At 33.5% G+C, this 18398-nt stretch carries 18 protein-coding genes; 7 read left to right on the top strand and 11 right to left on the bottom strand.

The genetic code is table 11. The annotated features are described in order from the left end of the window. Window positions 1–161: 161 nt before the first annotated feature. Window positions 162–2900: a substrate-binding domain-containing protein gene (locus ACZZZT_RS12020; RefSeq protein ID WP_463460526.1), complete on the bottom strand. Its 2739-nt coding sequence runs from the start codon at window positions 2898–2900 to the stop codon at window positions 162–164. A gap of 338 nt (window positions 2901–3238) precedes the next feature. Further along, window positions 3239–3664 carry a response regulator gene (locus ACZZZT_RS12015; protein ID WP_463460525.1) on the bottom strand — a complete coding sequence of 142 codons (426 nt, stop codon included), beginning with the start codon at window positions 3662–3664 and terminating at the stop codon, window positions 3239–3241. Between the two features lie 313 nt (window positions 3665–3977). Here ACZZZT_RS12015 and ACZZZT_RS12010 point away from each other — a divergent pair, with 313 nt between their 5' ends. The 4 genes from ACZZZT_RS12010 to ACZZZT_RS11995 are packed head-to-tail and all read left to right on the top strand — an operon-like array spanning window position 3978 to window position 7370. Continuing rightward, complete coding sequence (locus tag ACZZZT_RS12010; RefSeq protein WP_463460524.1) at window positions 3978–5585, top strand: PAS domain-containing sensor histidine kinase; 1608 nt, start codon at window positions 3978–3980, stop codon at window positions 5583–5585. Between the two features lie 11 nt (window positions 5586–5596). Beyond that, window positions 5597–6037, top strand: coding sequence for a response regulator (locus ACZZZT_RS12005; protein ID WP_463460523.1), 441 nt, complete (start codon window positions 5597–5599; stop codon window positions 6035–6037). A 32-nt stretch (window positions 6038–6069) separates the two neighbouring features. Beyond that, on the top strand, window positions 6070–6900 hold the full coding sequence (locus tag ACZZZT_RS12000; protein WP_463460522.1) for a sensor histidine kinase: 831 nt from the start codon (window positions 6070–6072) through the stop codon (window positions 6898–6900). An 8-nt stretch (window positions 6901–6908) separates the two neighbouring features. Beyond that, entirely contained in the window at window positions 6909–7370 is a 462-nt protein-coding gene (locus ACZZZT_RS11995) for a sensor histidine kinase (RefSeq protein WP_463460521.1), read from the top strand. 24 nt (window positions 7371–7394) lie between these two features. Here ACZZZT_RS11995 and ACZZZT_RS11990 read toward each other — a convergent pair whose 3' ends face one another. From ACZZZT_RS11990 to ACZZZT_RS11970, 5 genes are all read right to left on the bottom strand, one after another. Beyond that, complete coding sequence (locus ACZZZT_RS11990; protein ID WP_463460520.1) at window positions 7395–8750, bottom strand: MATE family efflux transporter; 1356 nt, start codon at window positions 8748–8750, stop codon at window positions 7395–7397. Between the two features lie 61 nt (window positions 8751–8811). Next, window positions 8812–9450 carry a helix-turn-helix domain-containing protein gene (locus ACZZZT_RS11985; RefSeq protein ID WP_463460519.1) on the bottom strand — a complete coding sequence of 213 codons (639 nt, stop codon included), beginning with the start codon at window positions 9448–9450 and terminating at the stop codon, window positions 8812–8814. A 378-nt stretch (window positions 9451–9828) separates the two neighbouring features. Next, on the bottom strand, window positions 9829–10371 hold the full coding sequence (locus ACZZZT_RS11980; protein WP_073397919.1) for a cysteine hydrolase family protein: 543 nt from the start codon (window positions 10369–10371) through the stop codon (window positions 9829–9831). Window positions 10372–10779: 408 nt separating this feature from the next. Then, complete coding sequence (locus ACZZZT_RS11975; protein ID WP_463460518.1) at window positions 10780–12126, bottom strand: c-type cytochrome; 1347 nt, start codon at window positions 12124–12126, stop codon at window positions 10780–10782. A 12-nt stretch (window positions 12127–12138) separates the two neighbouring features. Further along, a complete protein-coding gene (locus ACZZZT_RS11970) occupies window positions 12139–13581 on the bottom strand; it encodes a c-type cytochrome (RefSeq protein ID WP_463460517.1) in 1443 nt (480 codons plus the stop codon). A gap of 379 nt (window positions 13582–13960) precedes the next feature. Here ACZZZT_RS11970 and ACZZZT_RS11965 point away from each other — a divergent pair, with 379 nt between their 5' ends. Next, window positions 13961–14713, top strand: a complete 753-nt coding sequence (locus ACZZZT_RS11965) for a carbonic anhydrase family protein (protein WP_073397917.1) — start codon at window positions 13961–13963, stop codon at window positions 14711–14713. Then, window positions 14713–15504, top strand: coding sequence for a DUF2490 domain-containing protein (locus ACZZZT_RS11960; RefSeq protein WP_073397916.1), 792 nt, complete (start codon window positions 14713–14715; stop codon window positions 15502–15504). The genes ACZZZT_RS11965 and ACZZZT_RS11960 overlap by 1 nt, the downstream gene beginning before the upstream one ends. A 74-nt stretch (window positions 15505–15578) precedes the next feature. Here ACZZZT_RS11960 and ACZZZT_RS11955 read toward each other — a convergent pair whose 3' ends face one another. The 4 genes from ACZZZT_RS11955 to ACZZZT_RS11940 all read right to left on the bottom strand — a co-directional run bounded on the left by ACZZZT_RS11955 (window position 15579) and on the right by ACZZZT_RS11940 (window position 17895). After that, a complete protein-coding gene (locus ACZZZT_RS11955) occupies window positions 15579–15794 on the bottom strand; it encodes a YHS domain-containing protein (protein ID WP_463460516.1) in 216 nt (71 codons plus the stop codon). A 162-nt stretch (window positions 15795–15956) separates the two neighbouring features. Then, the gene (locus ACZZZT_RS11950; protein ID WP_463460515.1) at window positions 15957–16865 is read right to left on the bottom strand and encodes a helix-turn-helix domain-containing protein; all 909 of its coding nucleotides are present in this window, start codon (window positions 16863–16865) and stop codon (window positions 15957–15959) included. A 101-nt stretch (window positions 16866–16966) separates the two neighbouring features. Beyond that, window positions 16967–17275 (bottom strand): hypothetical protein, encoded by a 309-nt coding sequence (locus ACZZZT_RS11945; protein ID WP_463460514.1) that lies wholly within the window; start codon window positions 17273–17275, stop codon window positions 16967–16969. 5 nt (window positions 17276–17280) lie between these two features. Then, window positions 17281–17895 carry an SCO family protein gene (locus tag ACZZZT_RS11940; protein ID WP_463460513.1) on the bottom strand — a complete coding sequence of 205 codons (615 nt, stop codon included), beginning with the start codon at window positions 17893–17895 and terminating at the stop codon, window positions 17281–17283. A gap of 271 nt (window positions 17896–18166) precedes the next feature. On the opposite strand from ACZZZT_RS11940, the gene ACZZZT_RS11935 reads away from it, so the two are divergent. Continuing rightward, entirely contained in the window at window positions 18167–18343 is a 177-nt protein-coding gene (locus ACZZZT_RS11935) for a hypothetical protein (protein WP_463460512.1), read from the top strand. Window positions 18344–18398 lie beyond the last annotated feature (55 nt).

Here is an 18398-nt window from a genome sequence, read left to right as displayed (position 1 = left end):
ATTTAATTCTATAAATACTGATAGATTGATATTTAAACAAAAAAAGCCTTATTTACAAGGCTTTACACAATTTAAAATTTATTTACGAAAACCATGTAGTTTCGATTTTGTTACATTAAGTTCAAAATTGATACGTGTTTTGTATCAATTTTGAACCAATATTAATTGGAAGATTTGTATTCCTTTGGTGAAATTCCAAATTTATTCTTAAAAGCTGTAGAAAAATAGTTTGGAGAAGAGAATCCAAGTGAGTATGCAATCTCAGAAATATTCATGTTATTGGACTTTAAAAGCTCTGCCGCTTTCTCCAATTTTACATTATTTATATGATCGCTGATATTAATTCCGATAATCGCTTTAACCTTTCGATACAGCTGAACGCGTGACACACCAAGTTTATCAGCTAAATCTTCAACCGAGAATTTGGGATTTTCAACATTCATCTTGATAATATCATTCATTTTAGTAATAAATGACTGTTCCTGATTGCCAAATTTAGACTCAGGCTCAATGCGATAAATATTATTGGTGTAATAATAACGAAGTTTTTCTCTGTTGAAAAGCAAACCCGAAATGGATTGTTTTAAAATAGAAAGACTAAAAGGTTTTGTAAGATACTGATCTACTCCGCTTTGCAACCCTTTCAAAGTAGATTCCTTATCACTTTGCGCGGTTAAAATAATAATTGGAATATGTGACGAACGCAAATCCTTTTTCAATTCTTTGCTAATTTCATAACCGTCTTTGTCTACCAGATTAATGTCACAAATGATGATGTCCGGAACAATTTCCATTGCTTTTTCGATAGCATCGCTTCCGTCAGAAGTATGAACTACATATTCATTCGATAATTTAGCTTTTAAAAATGTGACCAGATCAATATTATCTTCTATCACCAAAAGCGTATGTTTTTCTGATTCAGAAACTACATTTACTACGTTTAACTCCGTTTCGATATCTAAATTATCTGATATTAAATTTGGCGTTATATCCAGATTCTCCTCTTTATTAATCATTTCAGCAGGCTGTAAATGACTAATTCCTTTTAATAAAGTAATTACAAATTCGCTTCCCTGTTTTGATTTTAATTCGATTGTTCCGTGATGCAAAAGCACAAATTCTTTGGAAAGATGAAGCCCAATTCCTGAACTGTTTTTATTATTATTTGAAGCCCTGAAAAAAGGATTAAAAACATTCGATAATTCATTTTCAGGGATTCCAATTCCGGAATCTTTAAAACTAATTTTAACGGTATTGTCCTGATTTTCTACAATCAAAATAGTGATTTTTCCGTTATCCGGAGTAAATTTAAAGGCATTAGAAAGCAAATTGAAATACACTTTATCCATCAATCCTCTATCAATGAACAATTCAAGGTTTTTATTTTTACAGGTAAGCTGAAAATCAATATTTCTGCGGGCAGCTTCACCTTTAAAGTTGGTCATTACTTCATTTGTAAAATCATAAATTTTAGTGTTTGAAGCTCTTAACGTAAATTTTTGTTCTTCAATTTTTCTAAAATCCAGCAATTGATTTATTAATCGAAGTAATCTGTTTGAGTTTTTATGAATTAGTTTTACCTCATCGACAAGCGTGGTTCCTTTGATTTTTTCATTTTCGATTAACGATTCTACATAACTCATAATCAAAGTTATGGGCGTTTTAAATTCATGCGAAAGTCCGGTAAAGAAATTCAATTTTGCCTCATTGCTTTTTTGGGCAATTTGAGCCATTTCCTGAATTTCGTTATTCTGATCAATTACCGTTTGATTAATTCTCTCAAGTTGTTTTTTCTTTCTTGAAATTGAAATAGTCGAATAAATACTGTAAATCGTCAAACTCAAAATAATTACCAAAAAGAAACTTAGCAATCGAACCAGATTATTCTGCGAAGCATATTCTTTTTCCTGAACTTTTATTGCTCCTTGCTGCGAATCGATAACGGCTTGCTGCTGATCGACTTTATCCATTTGATTTTCGATAATTTCAGCATTGTTCTTGTCGATTACAATGGTATTAAGAATGTTATTTTTTGCAATTGGTTCTTTATTGTACATTTTTAAAGCCAATTTTAATGCCTCATTTCCTCCTGTCGGATATAAAATAGTACCATCTAAAACGCCGCTTTTCACCAATTCTATACCGCCATTAACGGTATTCAGTCCATCTACACCAATAAATTTAATTTTCTTTTCGAGTCCTACAGTTTTAGCCGTTTCCCAGGCGCTTAAAGCCATGCGATCGTTATGAGAAAAAATGTATTCAATATTGGGATTGCTTAACAGAATTGCTTTTAAAGGTTCTTTTACCGATTCTCCCTCCCAATCCCCATGAATTGTATTTTCGATTTTTATGCGCTTGTTCTCCTTTATTATTTGTCCAAATCCTAAACTGCGCTCGTATGCTGGTGAAGAACCAATTGCTCCTGTAATTTCGATAATTTTACCGGAACCTTTACTGTGCGAAACTATATAACGGCCCGCAATTCTCCCAATTTCAATATTATCAGCTCCAAGATAAGCCGTATATTTTTCTCCATCAATTTTTCTGTCTACAACAAGAACCGGGATGCCGGCTTTTATAGATTTTTCGACTACGGCGGTTAAGGGTTTTGATTGAATTGGAGATACAATAATTACATCTACTTTATTAGAGATGAATCTTTCGATATCGTCAATTTGTTTCTCGATATTATTATTGGCATCGCTAATTTTTAATTCTACTTCAGGTTGCAGAGACGCTTCAATTTTTATAGAGCTGTTCATTTGCTTGCGCCAATCATCGGTAGTCATGGCCTGAGAAAATCCAACTTTGATTTTATCACCTTGCTTTTGCTTACAGGAAACTAAACTTATTGATGCTAAAAAAAGCATCAAAATATATTTTATAAATGAATACATGAATAATGAGTTTATACAGATGAAAAATGAGTTTTCAAAAAAACACCTTCTTAGACCAACAACCTGTCAAAATAATTAGGAAGGATTATTTTCGTTGACAAGCGGGAAGGCGATATATAATAAGGTAAAATTAAACTTTTATTTCGTGTATGCAAATCAGTAAATAAAAAATGCATGCGTAACTACTGTTTAGCGGAAACAGGGATTTTTTTGTTGCTTCAAAATAACTTCAACTAAAATGTAATGTTGAAAATTACACGTTTCCGATCCAAAAAATCCATTTTAACGTAGTTGTTTTTTCTTCTTAGTATCTTAATAATAAAAACATTAAACATTATTTATTTTATATAATTTGGCGAAACACATTTCTGCCAATATTCTATAATGCTTTTTATCAGGTTTTTCATTTCTATAAAATCGGAAGGCTTTATAAAAAAACCCTGTACAGATTTTGAATAAGCTTCAACAACATGCTGCTGTTCGGCACCTGTACTAAAAAATAAATAAGGAATCGATTTCATTCTCAAATCTTCGTTTTCGTGAACTTTTGAACGTAACTCTATTCCATTTAATTTTGGCATATTAATGTCTGAGAAAATAATAAAGGGCTCAACCGCCGTTGCGGTTAAATAATCAAGTGCCAATTCTCCATCACCAAAAAAAATGATTTCGTTCTTATAATTAAGTTCCTTAAATACCAACCCCAGAATTTCCTGGTCATCCTGGTCATCTTCTATAATAATTATTGGTCCGCCTTTATTCATAAATTCATTTATATTTATTTGTGAGAAAGGTACTTAATTTAACTATACATTCATCCTGGAATAAAAAGAATAACTATTTAATTAAAATAGCTGTTAAGGTGCATCGTTTATAACATTTTATTTTACAGTATTTACTTTATCCTATAAAATAATAGAAATAAGTAAGTGTTTAATCACTTAATTTCGCTATATTCGTTTATAATCCTAATAATCTAAAAATTAATTTTAGGTATCCGTTCTAATAATTACTAAAATATAGGTGCTTTTCCAGCAAATTATTGCCATTATTTTTCTAAATATAACTTCGCTTTATATGAATATCCAAGAAAAAAATGACACTAAGGAAACAGTCCTTTTCTCAGATCAAATATCTTTTCATGAAAAAGAAAACGATCAAAACACTTCCTTTGAAAATAACAAAAATCTAACACTAGAAAACCAAAACCTTAAGGAGCTGCTAAAAGCAAAAGAACAGCAGTTAAACAATCATGTTAATGCTATTGATACTTCAAATGCATCAATAGAGTTTGATCTAGATGGAAATATCCTTAGTGTAAATAAAAATTTTCTGGAAATTATGGATTACAATGAGGCCGATTTGTTAGGAAAACATCATCGTCTTTTAGTTGATCCTGCATATTCACAATCCAATGCCTATCAATTGTTTTGGAGCAATCTAAAAAAAGGGATTTATCAAAAAGATGAGTTTATCAGGGTAGCCAAAAACGGAAAATTAATATGGCTTTTAGGAAGTTACAATCCCATCCTGGATATTATGGGCAAGCCTTATAAAATCTTAAAATTAGCTACAGATATTACTCTTTCGAAAACCCAATTTTTACAGCTTGCGGTACAGGCACAGGAAAAGGAAAAACGCGCCTCTGAATTGGCCGTCGCTAATAAAGAACTTGCTTTTCAGAATGAGGAAAAAGAAAAACGTGCAGCTGAGCTTGTAATTGCAAATAAAGAATTAAAATTTCAAAACGAACAAAAAGAACAAAGAGCAAAGGAATTAATTATAGCCAATAAAGAACTTGCCATACAGAGCAAAGAAAAAGAAAAACGTGCCGCTGAATTGATAATTGCAAATAAAAAACTGGCTGCAGAAAATATTCTGAAGGAAAAAAGAAAGGTCGAAAAGCAACAACGTGCAGCCGAATTGATTGTAAAAAACAGAGAACTTGCTTATCAGGAAAAACGAAGCAAAGAACTTACCCTCGCATACGATGAGCTTAAAAAAGCCCAGGAAGAGCTGGAATCCTTCTCTTATTCTGTTTCTCATGATCTTCGGGCTCCTATACGTGCTATTAATGGTTATACCCAAATTTTAATAGAAGACCATATTGATTTAATTGATGAAGATGGGAAAAACATGTTCAATGCCATAATTAAAAACTCCAATAAAATGGGAGTACTAATTGATGACTTACTGGCATTTAGTAAATTAGGCCGTAAACAGGTATCTTCTACCAATATAAATATGACAGCATTAGTAAACGGAGTCATTAGCGACATAGCGATAGAAAAAGACGAAAACAATCCAATATTTGAACTTGATGAACTTGCTCCTTCAAATGGTGATCCCTCACTTATTAAACAGGTATGGGTAAACTTAATTTCAAATGCAATAAAATATTCAAAACATAAACCTGAAACCCGTATTAAAATAACTTCAACATCAAAAAACAATAAAATTATCTATAGCATACAGGATTGGGGCGCTGGCTTTGATATGGAATATTACGATAAATTGTTTGGTGTTTTTCAACGCCTTCATTCTCAGGAAGAATTTTCCGGAACGGGCATTGGCCTGGCAATTGTGCAAAAAATAGTAAACCGCCACCACGGAACTGTATGGGCCGAATCAAAACTAGAGGCAGGCGCAACATTTTACTTTAGCCTGCCTGATATTAAAAATTAAAAAATATAAAAATGAATTACGACGATATTGAAATTTTATTTGCCGAAGACAGCATGGAAGATGCTTTATTAACAATACGCGCATTAAATAAAAGCGGTTTTACAAACAAACTCTTACATGTAAAAGATGGAGCTGAAGCGCTCGATTTTATATACTGCAGGGGAATTTATGCCGAAAGAAATCCAAAAGCATATCCAAAACTTTTTCTCTTAGATTTAAAAATGCCAAAAATGTCAGGGATTCAGGTATTAGAAAAAGTTAAAAGTGATTCTGATCTTAAATCAATTCCGGTGGTTATACTGACCTCTTCACAGGAAGATCCTGATATAGCAAAATGCTACAGCCTTGGTGCCAACAGTTATATAGTAAAACCTGTTGACAGCAATAATTTTTTTAATGCCATAAAAGAAATGGGAATGTACTGGATGATTCTTAGCCAGCCTGCTATATAAATTTAAAGCAAACGATTATTTAATCTAAAATTATGATTCCATATCACATAAAAGAAGATATTAAAATATTGATATTAGAGGATAATACTGCTGATGCGGATTTACTTGTACGTCATCTAACAAAATCAGGATTATCGTTTGTCTCAAAAATCGTTGAATCAAGAAAATCATTTGAAGATTCCCTCGAAAACTTTTTACCTGATATTATATTATCAGACTATTCTCTTCCGTCATTTGATGGTGTTTCTGCTTTTAAAATTATAAAAGACAAAAACCTCAATATTCCTTTTATAATAATTTCAGGTACAATTGGAGAAGAAAATGCTGTAATGCTTATAAAAGAAGGTGTAACAGATTATGTTTCTAAAAATAATTTTTCATCCTTACTGCAAAAGATAAGCCGTGCGCTTAAAGAAGCCGAGGAATTAATTGAAAAAGAAGATCTTCTCCAGAAACTAAAAATTCAGACTGCTGCACTACTATTAGCTAATCAGGAATTGGAATTTCAAAATGCTGAAAAAGAAAAAAGGGCTATTGAACTGCTCAATGCAAATAAAGAACTGCTTGCTTTCAATTTTATTTCAAGTCATGACCTTCAGGAACCACTTCGGAAAATTCAGATTTTCATTTCAATAATGATGGAAAAAGAAATGAATAACATTACAGAGCAAGGAAAAAATAATTTAAAACGCATACATGTCGCGGCAACCAGAATGAGACAGCTCATTGAAGATTTGATGGACTTTTCAAGAGTCAGTACTACAGATCATCATTATGAGATGAGCGATTTAGAGGATATTATTGAAGATGTAAAATCAGAACTTACAGATATAATTCAGCAAAAAAAGCTGTTTTTAAAATAAACGGATTAATGCCGGTAAATATAATAGCTTTCCAATTTCGCCAGCTTATCTATAATTTAATCAGCAACTCGCTAAAATTCTCAATACCTGAGATTCCACCCCAAGTTACCATACAATCCAGTATTCTGAAAAATGAAGATTTCAGGCTTCTTAATCTGCCCCATAGCCCGCAGATATGTGATTACTGGAACCTGAATTTTCAGGACAATGGAATTGGTTTTGATGCCCAATACAACGAGAATATTTTTGTTATATTTCAAAGACTTCATCATAGCGAGGAATATTTAGGAACAGGAATTGGTTTGGCAATCGTCAAAAAAATTGTAGAGAATCATAACGGAATTATATTTGCTGATGGAAATTTAAATAAAGGGGTTCGTTTCAATATCTATATCCCGGTCACTAAGAACTTTGATAAAAATTCTGTAGCATTAAAACACACAAAAAAAGAATTGCATTGCGCTTTATGATATTTCCAATGCATTTAGATTAGATTATTTTCTCAAGGCTTTATTTATCACATATTTAAATCTCAAATAAAGCAAAACAGAGGATGTTAACAAACCTAAAGATAATCCGTACCAAATTCCCTGAATCCCAATATTGAAATAAATGCCCAGAATGTAGCACGACGGCAAACCAATTATCCAATAAGCAACAAAAGTGATAAAAGTTGGAATATTGACATCGCCCATTCCTCTCAAAGTTCCTAGTCCTACAACCTGAGTACCATCAAACAGCTGAAATATTCCGGCAATTAACAATAATTGCGCAGCTATTGCTACCACATTCACATCACTTGTTATTAAAAAAGGCAAATATTGATTGAAAAGCGTAAAAATAACGGCGAAGAAAAGCATGAATATAATCACCAAATGATATGATGCATGAGCAAATTTCTGAAGCCTCATATAATTCTGATTTCCGAAACTATTTCCAATTTTAATGGTTGCTGCAGAGGCAATTCCTCCCGCCATCATGTAAGTCATTGCTGCAAGTGTTATAGCAGTTTGATGAGCAGCCTGTTCTGTTGCCCCCAATTGACCTGCAATTAAAGCTGCTGCTGCAAACGCTCCTATTTCAAATACATATTGCATGGCAACCGGCAATCCAATTTTTACTACCGCAAGGATTTTGGAAAGATTGATATACTTTGCAGAAAAATGCAGCATATAATCTTTAAAATTATGTGATTTGAATACGTACCAAGCCATTACCACCATCATTAAAACCCTATCGACTAAAGTTGCAACTCCTACTCCTTTAACTCCCATTGGTTCAATGCCAAACATTCCTTTTACCAGAATAACTGCGATAACAACGTTAATCAAATTTCCCCAAATTGTAATGTTCATGGCTTGTTTTGTAAAACCAAGTCCTTCGGCAAATTGCTTAAATGTCTGAAAAATCATTAAAGGAAAAATCGACAAACTTAAAATAAGCAAATAAGGTTTTGCTGTTTCTACAACATTCGGATCCTGATTGGCATGCTGCATGGCAAACATAGAGCCAAAATAGACTACTACAAAAAGCAGTATTGCAGCTATTATATTAAGCCATAAACTATTGGAAAGAAGTTTGGCACATTCCTTAAAATTTGATTTTCCATTTTCCTGTGCAATTAAAGGCGTTAATCCGTAGGCAATTCCCAATCCAATGACCAGAATCACCATAAAAACAGAATGCACCAACGAAACTGCTGCCAGCGATATGGTTCCTGCATAATGGCCTATAATAATGGTATCTACGGTTTGTACCAAAGTATGCCCCAATTGTGAAATAACAACAGGTCCTGCCAACGCAATGGTACTTTGATAATATATTTTATTTGATTTGTATTTTTTCAACATAATAATTCACTATTCGGGACAAGTCAATGCCTCTATTTTTTTACTTCAATTAAGGTTTGTCTTATGAAAAGATGCCATTTTGATAATCTAACAAAAACTGACCGGTTGTTATTCCGGTCTGGGTTTTGAAAAATCGCATCATATGTCCGGGTTCCGAGAAATCGAGATCATAAGCAATCTCAGCAATTGTCTTTCCCGAATGTATGAGGTCGTTTTTAATTTCAAAAAGCAACCGCTGTTTTAAGAGTTCTGTCGCCGTAACATTAAACTGTTTTTTTACGCAGGTATTAATTGTAATTCTGCTTACGTTTAATAAATCGGCATAATGATCGATTCTCTGTTTCTGCCTTATATGCAACTCCAATAACTGTTTGAACTGATAAGCATAGCTGTTTTCAGCCCTTTCAATTGATAGATGGTTTGTTTCAGCATATATTCGATTGAATTTCAAAAGCAGATAATACGTAAGCGAGCGTATAATATGAATGCTGTCTGTTTTGCTGTCTACCAGTTCAGATTTGATTTCCATAAGCTGATCCAGTGCTTTTTGGAGTTGCCCATCATCAACAGTAATATACAACGGATAATTTAATTGATAAAAATAAAGCATCCGATAGGTAAAAAATTTGTCTGAGAAAAAATCATTAAGAAAATTTTCCTGAAACACTAAAACCGTAAAATCCAATCCTTCTTTCTCCAACGTCCATTGCCTTTTTTGAAAAGGTGAAATAAAAATAATGGTGTTGTCCGCAATAGTGATTTTCTGCTGGTTTAAAACTAAGGATCCTTTGGCTTTTTTAAAAGCAGAATTTCAAAAAAATCCGTGTTGTAAATATCCCTTTCCAAATATTTTTCACTGAGCGTATCTCCGTGCAAAACATTCAGGAGAACTTCTACCCCACATTCGGTTTTATGAAATTTTACTGTTTTCATTTTATCTGTTGTTACTGCAAATCTACAACTCAATTAGATGATTTAAACCCCTCGAGAATGTTAATTTCATTATTCAAATTCTAAATAAAAAAATGAGCTGTAATTTGCTACAGCTCATTTAATAATGTGATTTTATATTTTCTTTTTAGGAATGTAGATAATCAGCTGTTGTCAAAATCTTACTGTAAGAGAATTCTAATGCTGCTAAAAAAGCATTATGCACATCTGCAGCCTTAACATTTTGATCGTTAATTTGAAGATCTCTTGTAGCGCAGGCATCTCCAATTACGGTGCATTCAAAACCAAAATCAAATGCAGCTCTTGTTCCCGCGTCAATGCACATATGAGTCATCATACCGGCAATAACTAGATGAGTTATATTTTTTGATTGCAGATATTCGAGCAAATCTGTACCTCTAAAACTATTAGGAAATTGTTTTGTGATTACTTTCTCGCCTGCTAAAGGCTTTACATTTTCATGGATTTCTACGCCTTCTGTTCCTGAAACAAAAAAAGGAATACCTTCCGGAGATATGTGTTGTACGTGAACAACTGTGTCATTTTCTTTTCTGAAATGCTCCAGTAATTTTTGTGCATTTTCACTTGCAGCAACAGGATTTACAAGTTCTAATGCGCCATTTTTGAAATACTCTTTCTGGATATCGATTAATAATAGTGCTTTGCTCATTTTATTTAATTTTTATATCTGACAAAATTAAAACGCAGAACATGTATAGAAGATACCAAAACATACCGATTGCATGCCATTTTGATAAGTACCTGTTTTTTTTAAACTATATCAAAAAAAGAAACCCTGTGTGTGTGTCAGCAGCAACAGGGTTTCGAACTATCAAAATTTAAATGGGTCTTCTTTGGTGGACAACCTTAGCTAATAGAGTCCTTTAATAAATTGATAATCTTTTTCTAATGGGTTTTCTTGATTGTTTACTTCTTTTGACTTTATAAGCTGAAGTGTAACCGATTTTATTCTTATCAGAAAAACAATTGCAAGAAGAACAAAAATTAAAATCATAATGGAAAAAACCTGAATCATATTATTTTATTTTAAGTTAGAAAATTCGATACTGTTTCTTTATTATTTAATATTAAGAATATACTCTGCCAGCTGATCCAACTGCTTTTGATCTAACTGCGATTCGAAACCGGGCATTTGTGGATAATCAGGACGTTTTTTACCCGGATTTTTTATCCATTTCTGTAAATCTCCAATATTGCCTTTATAAATTTTTGCCATTTCTAAAACTGGCGGTCCCACTAATTTTTCGTCTATTTTATGGCAGGATGCACAATATTGGCCAAATACCTTCTGCCCTTTCTCTGCCTCTGTCATATCTTCAGAGACTGCTCCGGCTTCTGCTGCTTTCATTTTTGCAATAGCTTCTTTTTTCAGAATTTGAAATTCTGCTGTTTTAATTTGTACCAGCTCACGATGTTTTTCAAGAGAATTTGCTCTATAAATCTGTCTTCCTGAACCCATGCACAAAACGGTAACTCCAAGCAGCATTGCTATTTTATAAAAGTCTTTTTCGATGTTTTCCTTCTCCCCTGTTAGTCTCTTCCAGATCATCCACATGGCGGGAACAGCAAAAGCAACTCCGGAGAAAATGATCAGAATAAGGTTCCATCCCATACCTTTAGACGGAAGCGTCAACAAAACCAAAGGACCAATCATAAACTGACAAATAGAAGCTGTCAGCGCCAGAGAATAACCTTTCTTTTGAATATCATATCGGGTAAACTTTTGATATATTTCTTCAAACGGATAATTTTTTCGGCTGTTATACCAAAATATAAACAATCCTGTAACGGCCAGTGAAGCCAGGATAAAATGCAAATACCTCGGAAAAACATTAGGAAGAAACAAGGCATCGACAAAACCTTTTACTACCGTCCATTTTTCAGGAAAGAGCATTAAATTTATATTAGTCAAAAATATAAACGGAATAAACAGAAAAATAACGGTTGCCAATGCCAAAATTGAAATATGAACCGCTTTATGATTCTCAAGTGTTTTCCAAGTATATTTGTGTAGATAAGTAAGCAGGAATGCCACCGTTACCAGCGGTATTACAGCTATCCACATTAAACCCGTAAGCGCATTTGCCGAGTAAAAATAAATCGTATACAAAACATTAATGCTCAAAAGCGGAGCAATTCCCAGCACAACAGCAATACTTTTGTTAACGGTTATTGTTTTGGCTATTTCGTGTGCGAGTATGTCATATTCTTTGTTTTTAAGTCCTTTTATCTGTGCAATCAAAGCCAGAATTGAACCTCCAAGCATCAGGTTAACAAAAAGAATGTGAAGCAGAAATGACAGTACAAGCACCACTACAAAAAACCATTCAGGCATGGGCAACGGCAATGGAATATCTTTTGGAACCGGAACGTTATTTTGTAACGCAATATATAAATGTATCATTTTTAAACTTTATTATTTTTTATTTTCTAAAACTGCTTTTGTGTTTTGCAGCTCACTCACCTTTACCCCTTCAGACTGTGCTCCTTCAAGCACATCGCCCGTATCCTGAATGTTGCGGATATAAGCAGCAAGGGCTTCACTCTCTTCCTGCGTGCCCGGAAATGGCGGCATATACGTTCGCCCGTTGTGCATATTGGGTATGTAGGACGCCATAGAATTGATATCAAGAGGTTTTCCAATGCCGTACATGCGCTCAAAAACATCTACAACACTGTTGACGCCTTGTGTAGTATGGCAGCGACTGCAGGCAATAGCAAAAACATTTCTGCCGGCTTCAATTTTATTCTCCGGTGTTATTTCGGTAACGGTTGTATAAGTGGCATTTTTCAGTAGTCCAAATTGTTGGTACACAGGATAATCTTCTTCTAATAATAAATTAGAATACATATAACCTCCAATTACATAAGGTTTTCGGACAAATTCTCTGACCCTTTCAAAAAATCCTAAATAGGCGAAAGCCATCAACACCGGGAAAAAGACAATATAACTCTTCAGCCATTTGGATTTATATAAACCTATGATGGCCATAATCAATGAAGATGAAATTCCGAACAGGATAAAATACTTCATTAAATCGTAATACTTATTAAAATCCATGGTCCCAACGGCTGTACTCATATTGGCAATCATGGCTTCGGGAATAGAATTATAGTAAATAACTGCTCCAAGAAGTGAAATTGGTGCCCAGAAAACAATCCATTTTGAAACATACTTAACGGCTTTTAATCTCAATTCTGTCCCTTTTTTAAAGAAAAGCGTTACCAGCAGCATTCCAAAACTACCCGCCACAAGCATGGCCGTTGGAGTCCTAAACAATAATTGTGGAAGATAAATAGGGTTGGTAAAACCGTTAAGCAGGCTCTTATGTGTGTTCCAGTTTCCGGGATCCATCATAAAACTCAAAATAGAAACAATAATCGCCATCGTTATCCAGGAGAACAAACTTAAAAACCATCCAAAACGAATGTGCAATAATTTTGCCCTGAGCGATGTGTTGCTGCTTTTCCATGTCAAAAAATAAATCATGATCAAAATCACTTCTGTAACAAATACCAGCCATTCTATAAACCATGCCCAGTAAAAAACGCGAATTAAACTTCCGATAGATGTTGGACTTACAAGTGCCACAGAAAACCAAATTCCCACTCCGGTCATTGCGCCCAATGTTGTGGTAATGATGAAAGCTACTTTCATCATATTATAAATTCTGTTATCCCAGTCTAAATTGGTAATCTGATCCCTGCCACTATTTTTTACCCCTTTTTGCTCCAGCCAGGTTATAAGGGGCATAAAACCTACCGCTAAACCGTGATTAATCATGACGTGAATAATGGCAATTATGGCAATAAGCATTCTGTTGTTAAGCCAGTCTAAATGAAACATTGGAAAGTCCATAAATTGTTTTTTTCTGCAAATTTCGGGCAGTACTCCAGAAATTGCTAAAAACAAAAAAGCAGAACGTTTATAAAAACGTTACTCTCAGATTCGTTAACAGTACTTTTTATAGTGTCTTTTATTCCGTTGAATTTAGTTTTTCAATACTATGAATTTGCTAAATACACCTTTTGAAGATTTAAAATAACATAGTATTATGATTTTCAGATCAGAGGGTAAATTTTTGGATAAATAATTGATTAAAAACTAAAAAGCTGAGAGGCTGTTTGAAAGTAGGGAAAAAACCTCTATCCTTGTTTTATATAAAATTCAAAGCATAACAACGGAAATGCCGAACACCGTTTTACAAAGTAGGCAGATTTTAATTTAAAATAAAGAAATGGAGAATCAACTAAAATCAATAGTAATGCTATGTGCAGCTGTACTTTTGGTTTCTTGCAACAACGCCACAAAAACGAAAGAACCAAATTCAATTTCTAATCCGGCAGAAGATTTAAAACCTGTAATTTCACATGTAATGACCAAGGAAGAGCAAACCAGACTTACGCCTGATGCTATTTTACAGGAATTTATTGAAGGGAATAAACGTTTTCAAAGCGGGACGACAACGGTGCGTGATCACAGTAAACAAGCAAGAAAATCGGCGCCGGGTCAGTACCCAAAAGCAGTTGTTTTAAGTTGTGTAGACAGTCGTGTACCTGTCGAAGATGTTTTTGACCAGGGGTTAGGTGATATTTTTGTCGGACGTGTAGCGGGGAATTTCGTAAACGAAGATTTATTGGGCAGTATGGAATTTGCGTGTAAAGTTTCGGGTGCAAAATTGGTTTTAGTAATGGGACACCAGCATTGTGGAGCCATAAAAGGCGCAATTGATGATGTAAAATTGGGTAACATTACAGCGATGCTTTCAAAAATAAAACCGGCTGTAGCAATAAGTCAGAATTTTAATGGTGAAAAAACGTCTAAAAATGATAAATTTGTAAAATACGTTTCAGAAAACAATGTAATTTATACTATCGATCAAATTCGTAAAAAGAGTCCTATTCTTAAAGAAATGGAAGATAAAGGTGAAATTAAAATTGTTGGCGTGTTTTATAATTTAACAGACGGAACACTTGAATTTTTAAAATAATGAACATTAAGAATTATTTATGGACCATCCTTTTAGTTGGTGGTTTACAATCGGCAATTGGCCAAAACAATCGCATACATACCGATAACAATATTGGATGGTACAATTTTTTCGGAACATTTAAAATATCCGAAAAATTTGGAATACATACTGAATACCAATGGCGTAGAAATGAATTTATTACTGAATGGCAGCAAAGTTTATTGCGCGTTGGAATAAATTATAACTTAAATTCAAGAGTATTATTTAGAGTTGGATATGGCTGGATAGAAACTTATCCGTATGGCGAAATCCCGATAAATGGAATGGGCAGGGATTTTACCGAACACCGAATTTTTGAAATGGTACAGCTTGGCCATAAAGAAGGAATAGTTGATTTTTCGCATCGATTTATGCTAGAACAAAGATTTGTAGGCCGTTACAGTTCATTAGCAGAAACAACAGAAGACGAATTTCCGTTACTAAACAGAATCAGATATATGATAAGGGTTCAGGTTCCTTTAAAAGGGAATGAAATAAAAGACAAAACACCTTATTTGGCTTTCTATGATGAAATTTTTATTGGTTTTGGAAAAAATGTCAATGTCAATATTTTTGACCAAAACAGAATCGGAATTTTATTAGGCTACCGATTCAATAAAAATGTACGAATTGAAGGAGGTTATCTTAATCAAACCGTACAGTTGGGCCGACTAATAAACGGACAAAACGTTTTTCAAAACAATAACGGATTTATATTGAATACCAATTTAAATTTTGACCTGACCAAAACAAATAAAACCGTTGAGTAGAACGCATTTAGAATTACATAAAAAAAGCTGAAAAGTGTTACTTTTCAGCTTTTTTATTTTGTTTGTCTTTAGAATTACTTCTGATTCTTAGAAAGGTATTCATCTGGTTTTCTCATAAAATCTTCTTTGCAGACTGATGAACAAAAACCGTATAATTTTCCTTTGTAGGTAACGGTATCGCTAACACCGTATTTGCTTATATCCATCTTACAGCTAAAATCTATTTTGCTGGCATAAGTCAATTTATTGAGCGGATTTTTAGGATCTTTATAAACCTCCTCTGACTCCATAGCATGCGGGTGATCGTGAGGATGTTTTTTTCTTCTTTTTTGTTACAACTTATAATAGTGACAATTAAGGCAATTAAAAGAAATTTTTTCATTGTATTTAAGTTTAGATTGTTTTTTTACTGTGGAATGAGGATTACTAAACCCATTCCTGTTTATTAAATTTCAAATTGCAATTAGGTAATCTGCATGCTTAATTTGATGTTTTTTACTGGTTTGATAATCTGCGGAACTGCTCTGGTGTTTTGCTCGTTTGTCTTTTAAAAAAGTAACAAAGTAGGACGCGTTTTCAAAACCCAGCTGATCTGCAATTTCATTTATAGAATAATTCGTAAAATGAATAAGCCGCTGTGCTTCTATAATAATACGTTTTCGTATCAGGTCGCCTGCGGTATTATTTGTAACCTCCTTACAGATCTTGTTGAGATAATTGGGCGTTACGTTGAGCAGGTCTGCATAGGCAGCGGGCATTTTTTTCAATTTAAAATCTTTGTCTATCAATTTCTCAAATTCTTTTATTTTCTGCTGTTTTGGAGATGTATTTACAACAAATCCAAAAGGATGATAAAGCCGCTCTAAATCGAAGAACAAAATATTGAGATACGACCGAAGGACTTTTACAGATTCTCTTCTGTGGAGACTGAATTCCTTAAAAAATATTTCAAGCAAGTACATCCACTTATCTTTTTCCTCATCACTAAGTCTTACAAATAATTTGGAAGTATCGTGAAGAAACGAAAATTGGTCTAAAATATTATTGTTGTAACGCAGTGAAAAAAATTCTTCCGTAAAACAGATTATTTTCCCTTTTGCTTTCCTGTTCATGTCTATACTACTTATACAGCGTGGTTTAATAGCAACGACCTTGGCATTATCCAAACGTATTTTCTGATTATCAATACTAATTTCTCCCTCTGCATCATCAATAAAGATAAGCATAAAGAAATCCTGCCGATGAGGATATTCTAATACCGGAAATCGTTGCAGCAGGTTCATCAGATTATCCATCCAGAAATGACTCTCATTATTTGTAAATAAGTCCAGACCGCAGACTGGTATTTCTGATAGTTGCATTTTTTTGATTTTATGATTAATACTAAAACGACAGTATTAACCACATCTGGGAGGATGGTAAATCGAAAAAATAAAATTAGACTTCTGCCTGTCTGTCTCCATTACAGGATATTTTTTTCGAATGAAAAATATATCGCCGTGAATGAAAAATCTGCCGGAGCCTCTAAAAAAAGCTGCACTTCCTTATATGTTACCGTTGGAAATTTCTGTTCCTCCTTATCATTTGCTTTTAATTTATTTTCGAGATAACATTTTCCGTTACAGATTGGAATTGTATCAAACCTATTGATACAGACATTTTTGGAAATATAATCCTGATTGAGGTAAAAATCACCAATAATCCAGATACTGCCTGCATTTTGAAATACAAACAGCATAAGAATAAATAAAGTGATACCTTTTTTTATCATGACTATTATTGGTTGGGTTCTTCTTCTAAAAGATTTTTCAAATCAGCAATCAGCCTTTCGGTTTCTTTTGGATTTGTACCGTCATAAACTCCGCGAACATGTCTGTTTTTGTCAATAAGCAGGAATCCGCCGCTGTGCACAAAACCTCCCGGCTCATTTTTATCCGGATATGCCGTTGCAAAATAACTTTCGGTTGCAATTTTATAGATGCTGTCTTTGTTTCCCGTAACAAAATGCCAATTCTTTTTTATGCCTTGATCTACGGTATAAGACTTTAGGCGAGGTATAGTATCATGATCCGGATCTATGGTGTGAGAAAGAAACAACACCTCATCATTTGTTTTGTAAACATCATATACTTTTTTGAGCTGTGTATTCATTTTTGGACAGATCGTAGGGCACGAAAGAAAAATAAAATCCGCTATATAGATTTTGCCGTCAAACGTGCTGTTGTTGATCTGAAGGCTGTCCTGATTCGTAAAAGAAAAATCTTTGATACGAGGATATTCGGTTTGATTTCCTTTAACAATCGGATTTCCTAAAATGGGAAGTTTTTCCTGTGCTTTCTCACATGATATTATGAGTAGAGAATGTAGCAGAATCAAAACTATTTTTTTCATATTTTCTATTTTTTGGGTATTGATACAGTCGCTCATTTTAAACGACTGTAGATTTTTTATATTAATTATTTCAAGAGATTTTATCTGTAAAGTTTTGTCGGCAATCACGATACCGAACAAGATTCCTAAGATGTTATTATAATTGATTAAGAATCTGTTACAGAATGTGAATTCACCAAAACCATTTCCATCTTTCTGTATTCACAATAAAAATGAACACGGAAAAATTAATTTAGTTACTAACAACAATAACTATCATATACAAAAGCACATGACAAATTATCTCAATGAAATGGGAAAAAGTTTAGATTATGAAATAGCGACGGGTGGTCGAAAAGTAAGCGAGGAAACTCCATTAGGTTTGCTATTTAGAAAAGCAAAAGCCTTTTGTTGTAATTCTAATGAAGGGATTACAGTAAAGTTTACGTCAGACGAAATGCAGATATAAATAAGCTCTGCTTTTTCTTTCAGGCTGTCCTGCATTTGTTTTTCGTTATCAGAAT

Source organism: Flavobacterium sp. AC274, assembly GCF_979258275.1.
Note: the sequence above shows the minus strand (reverse complement) of the source record. Positions and strands in the feature narration are given on the sequence as shown.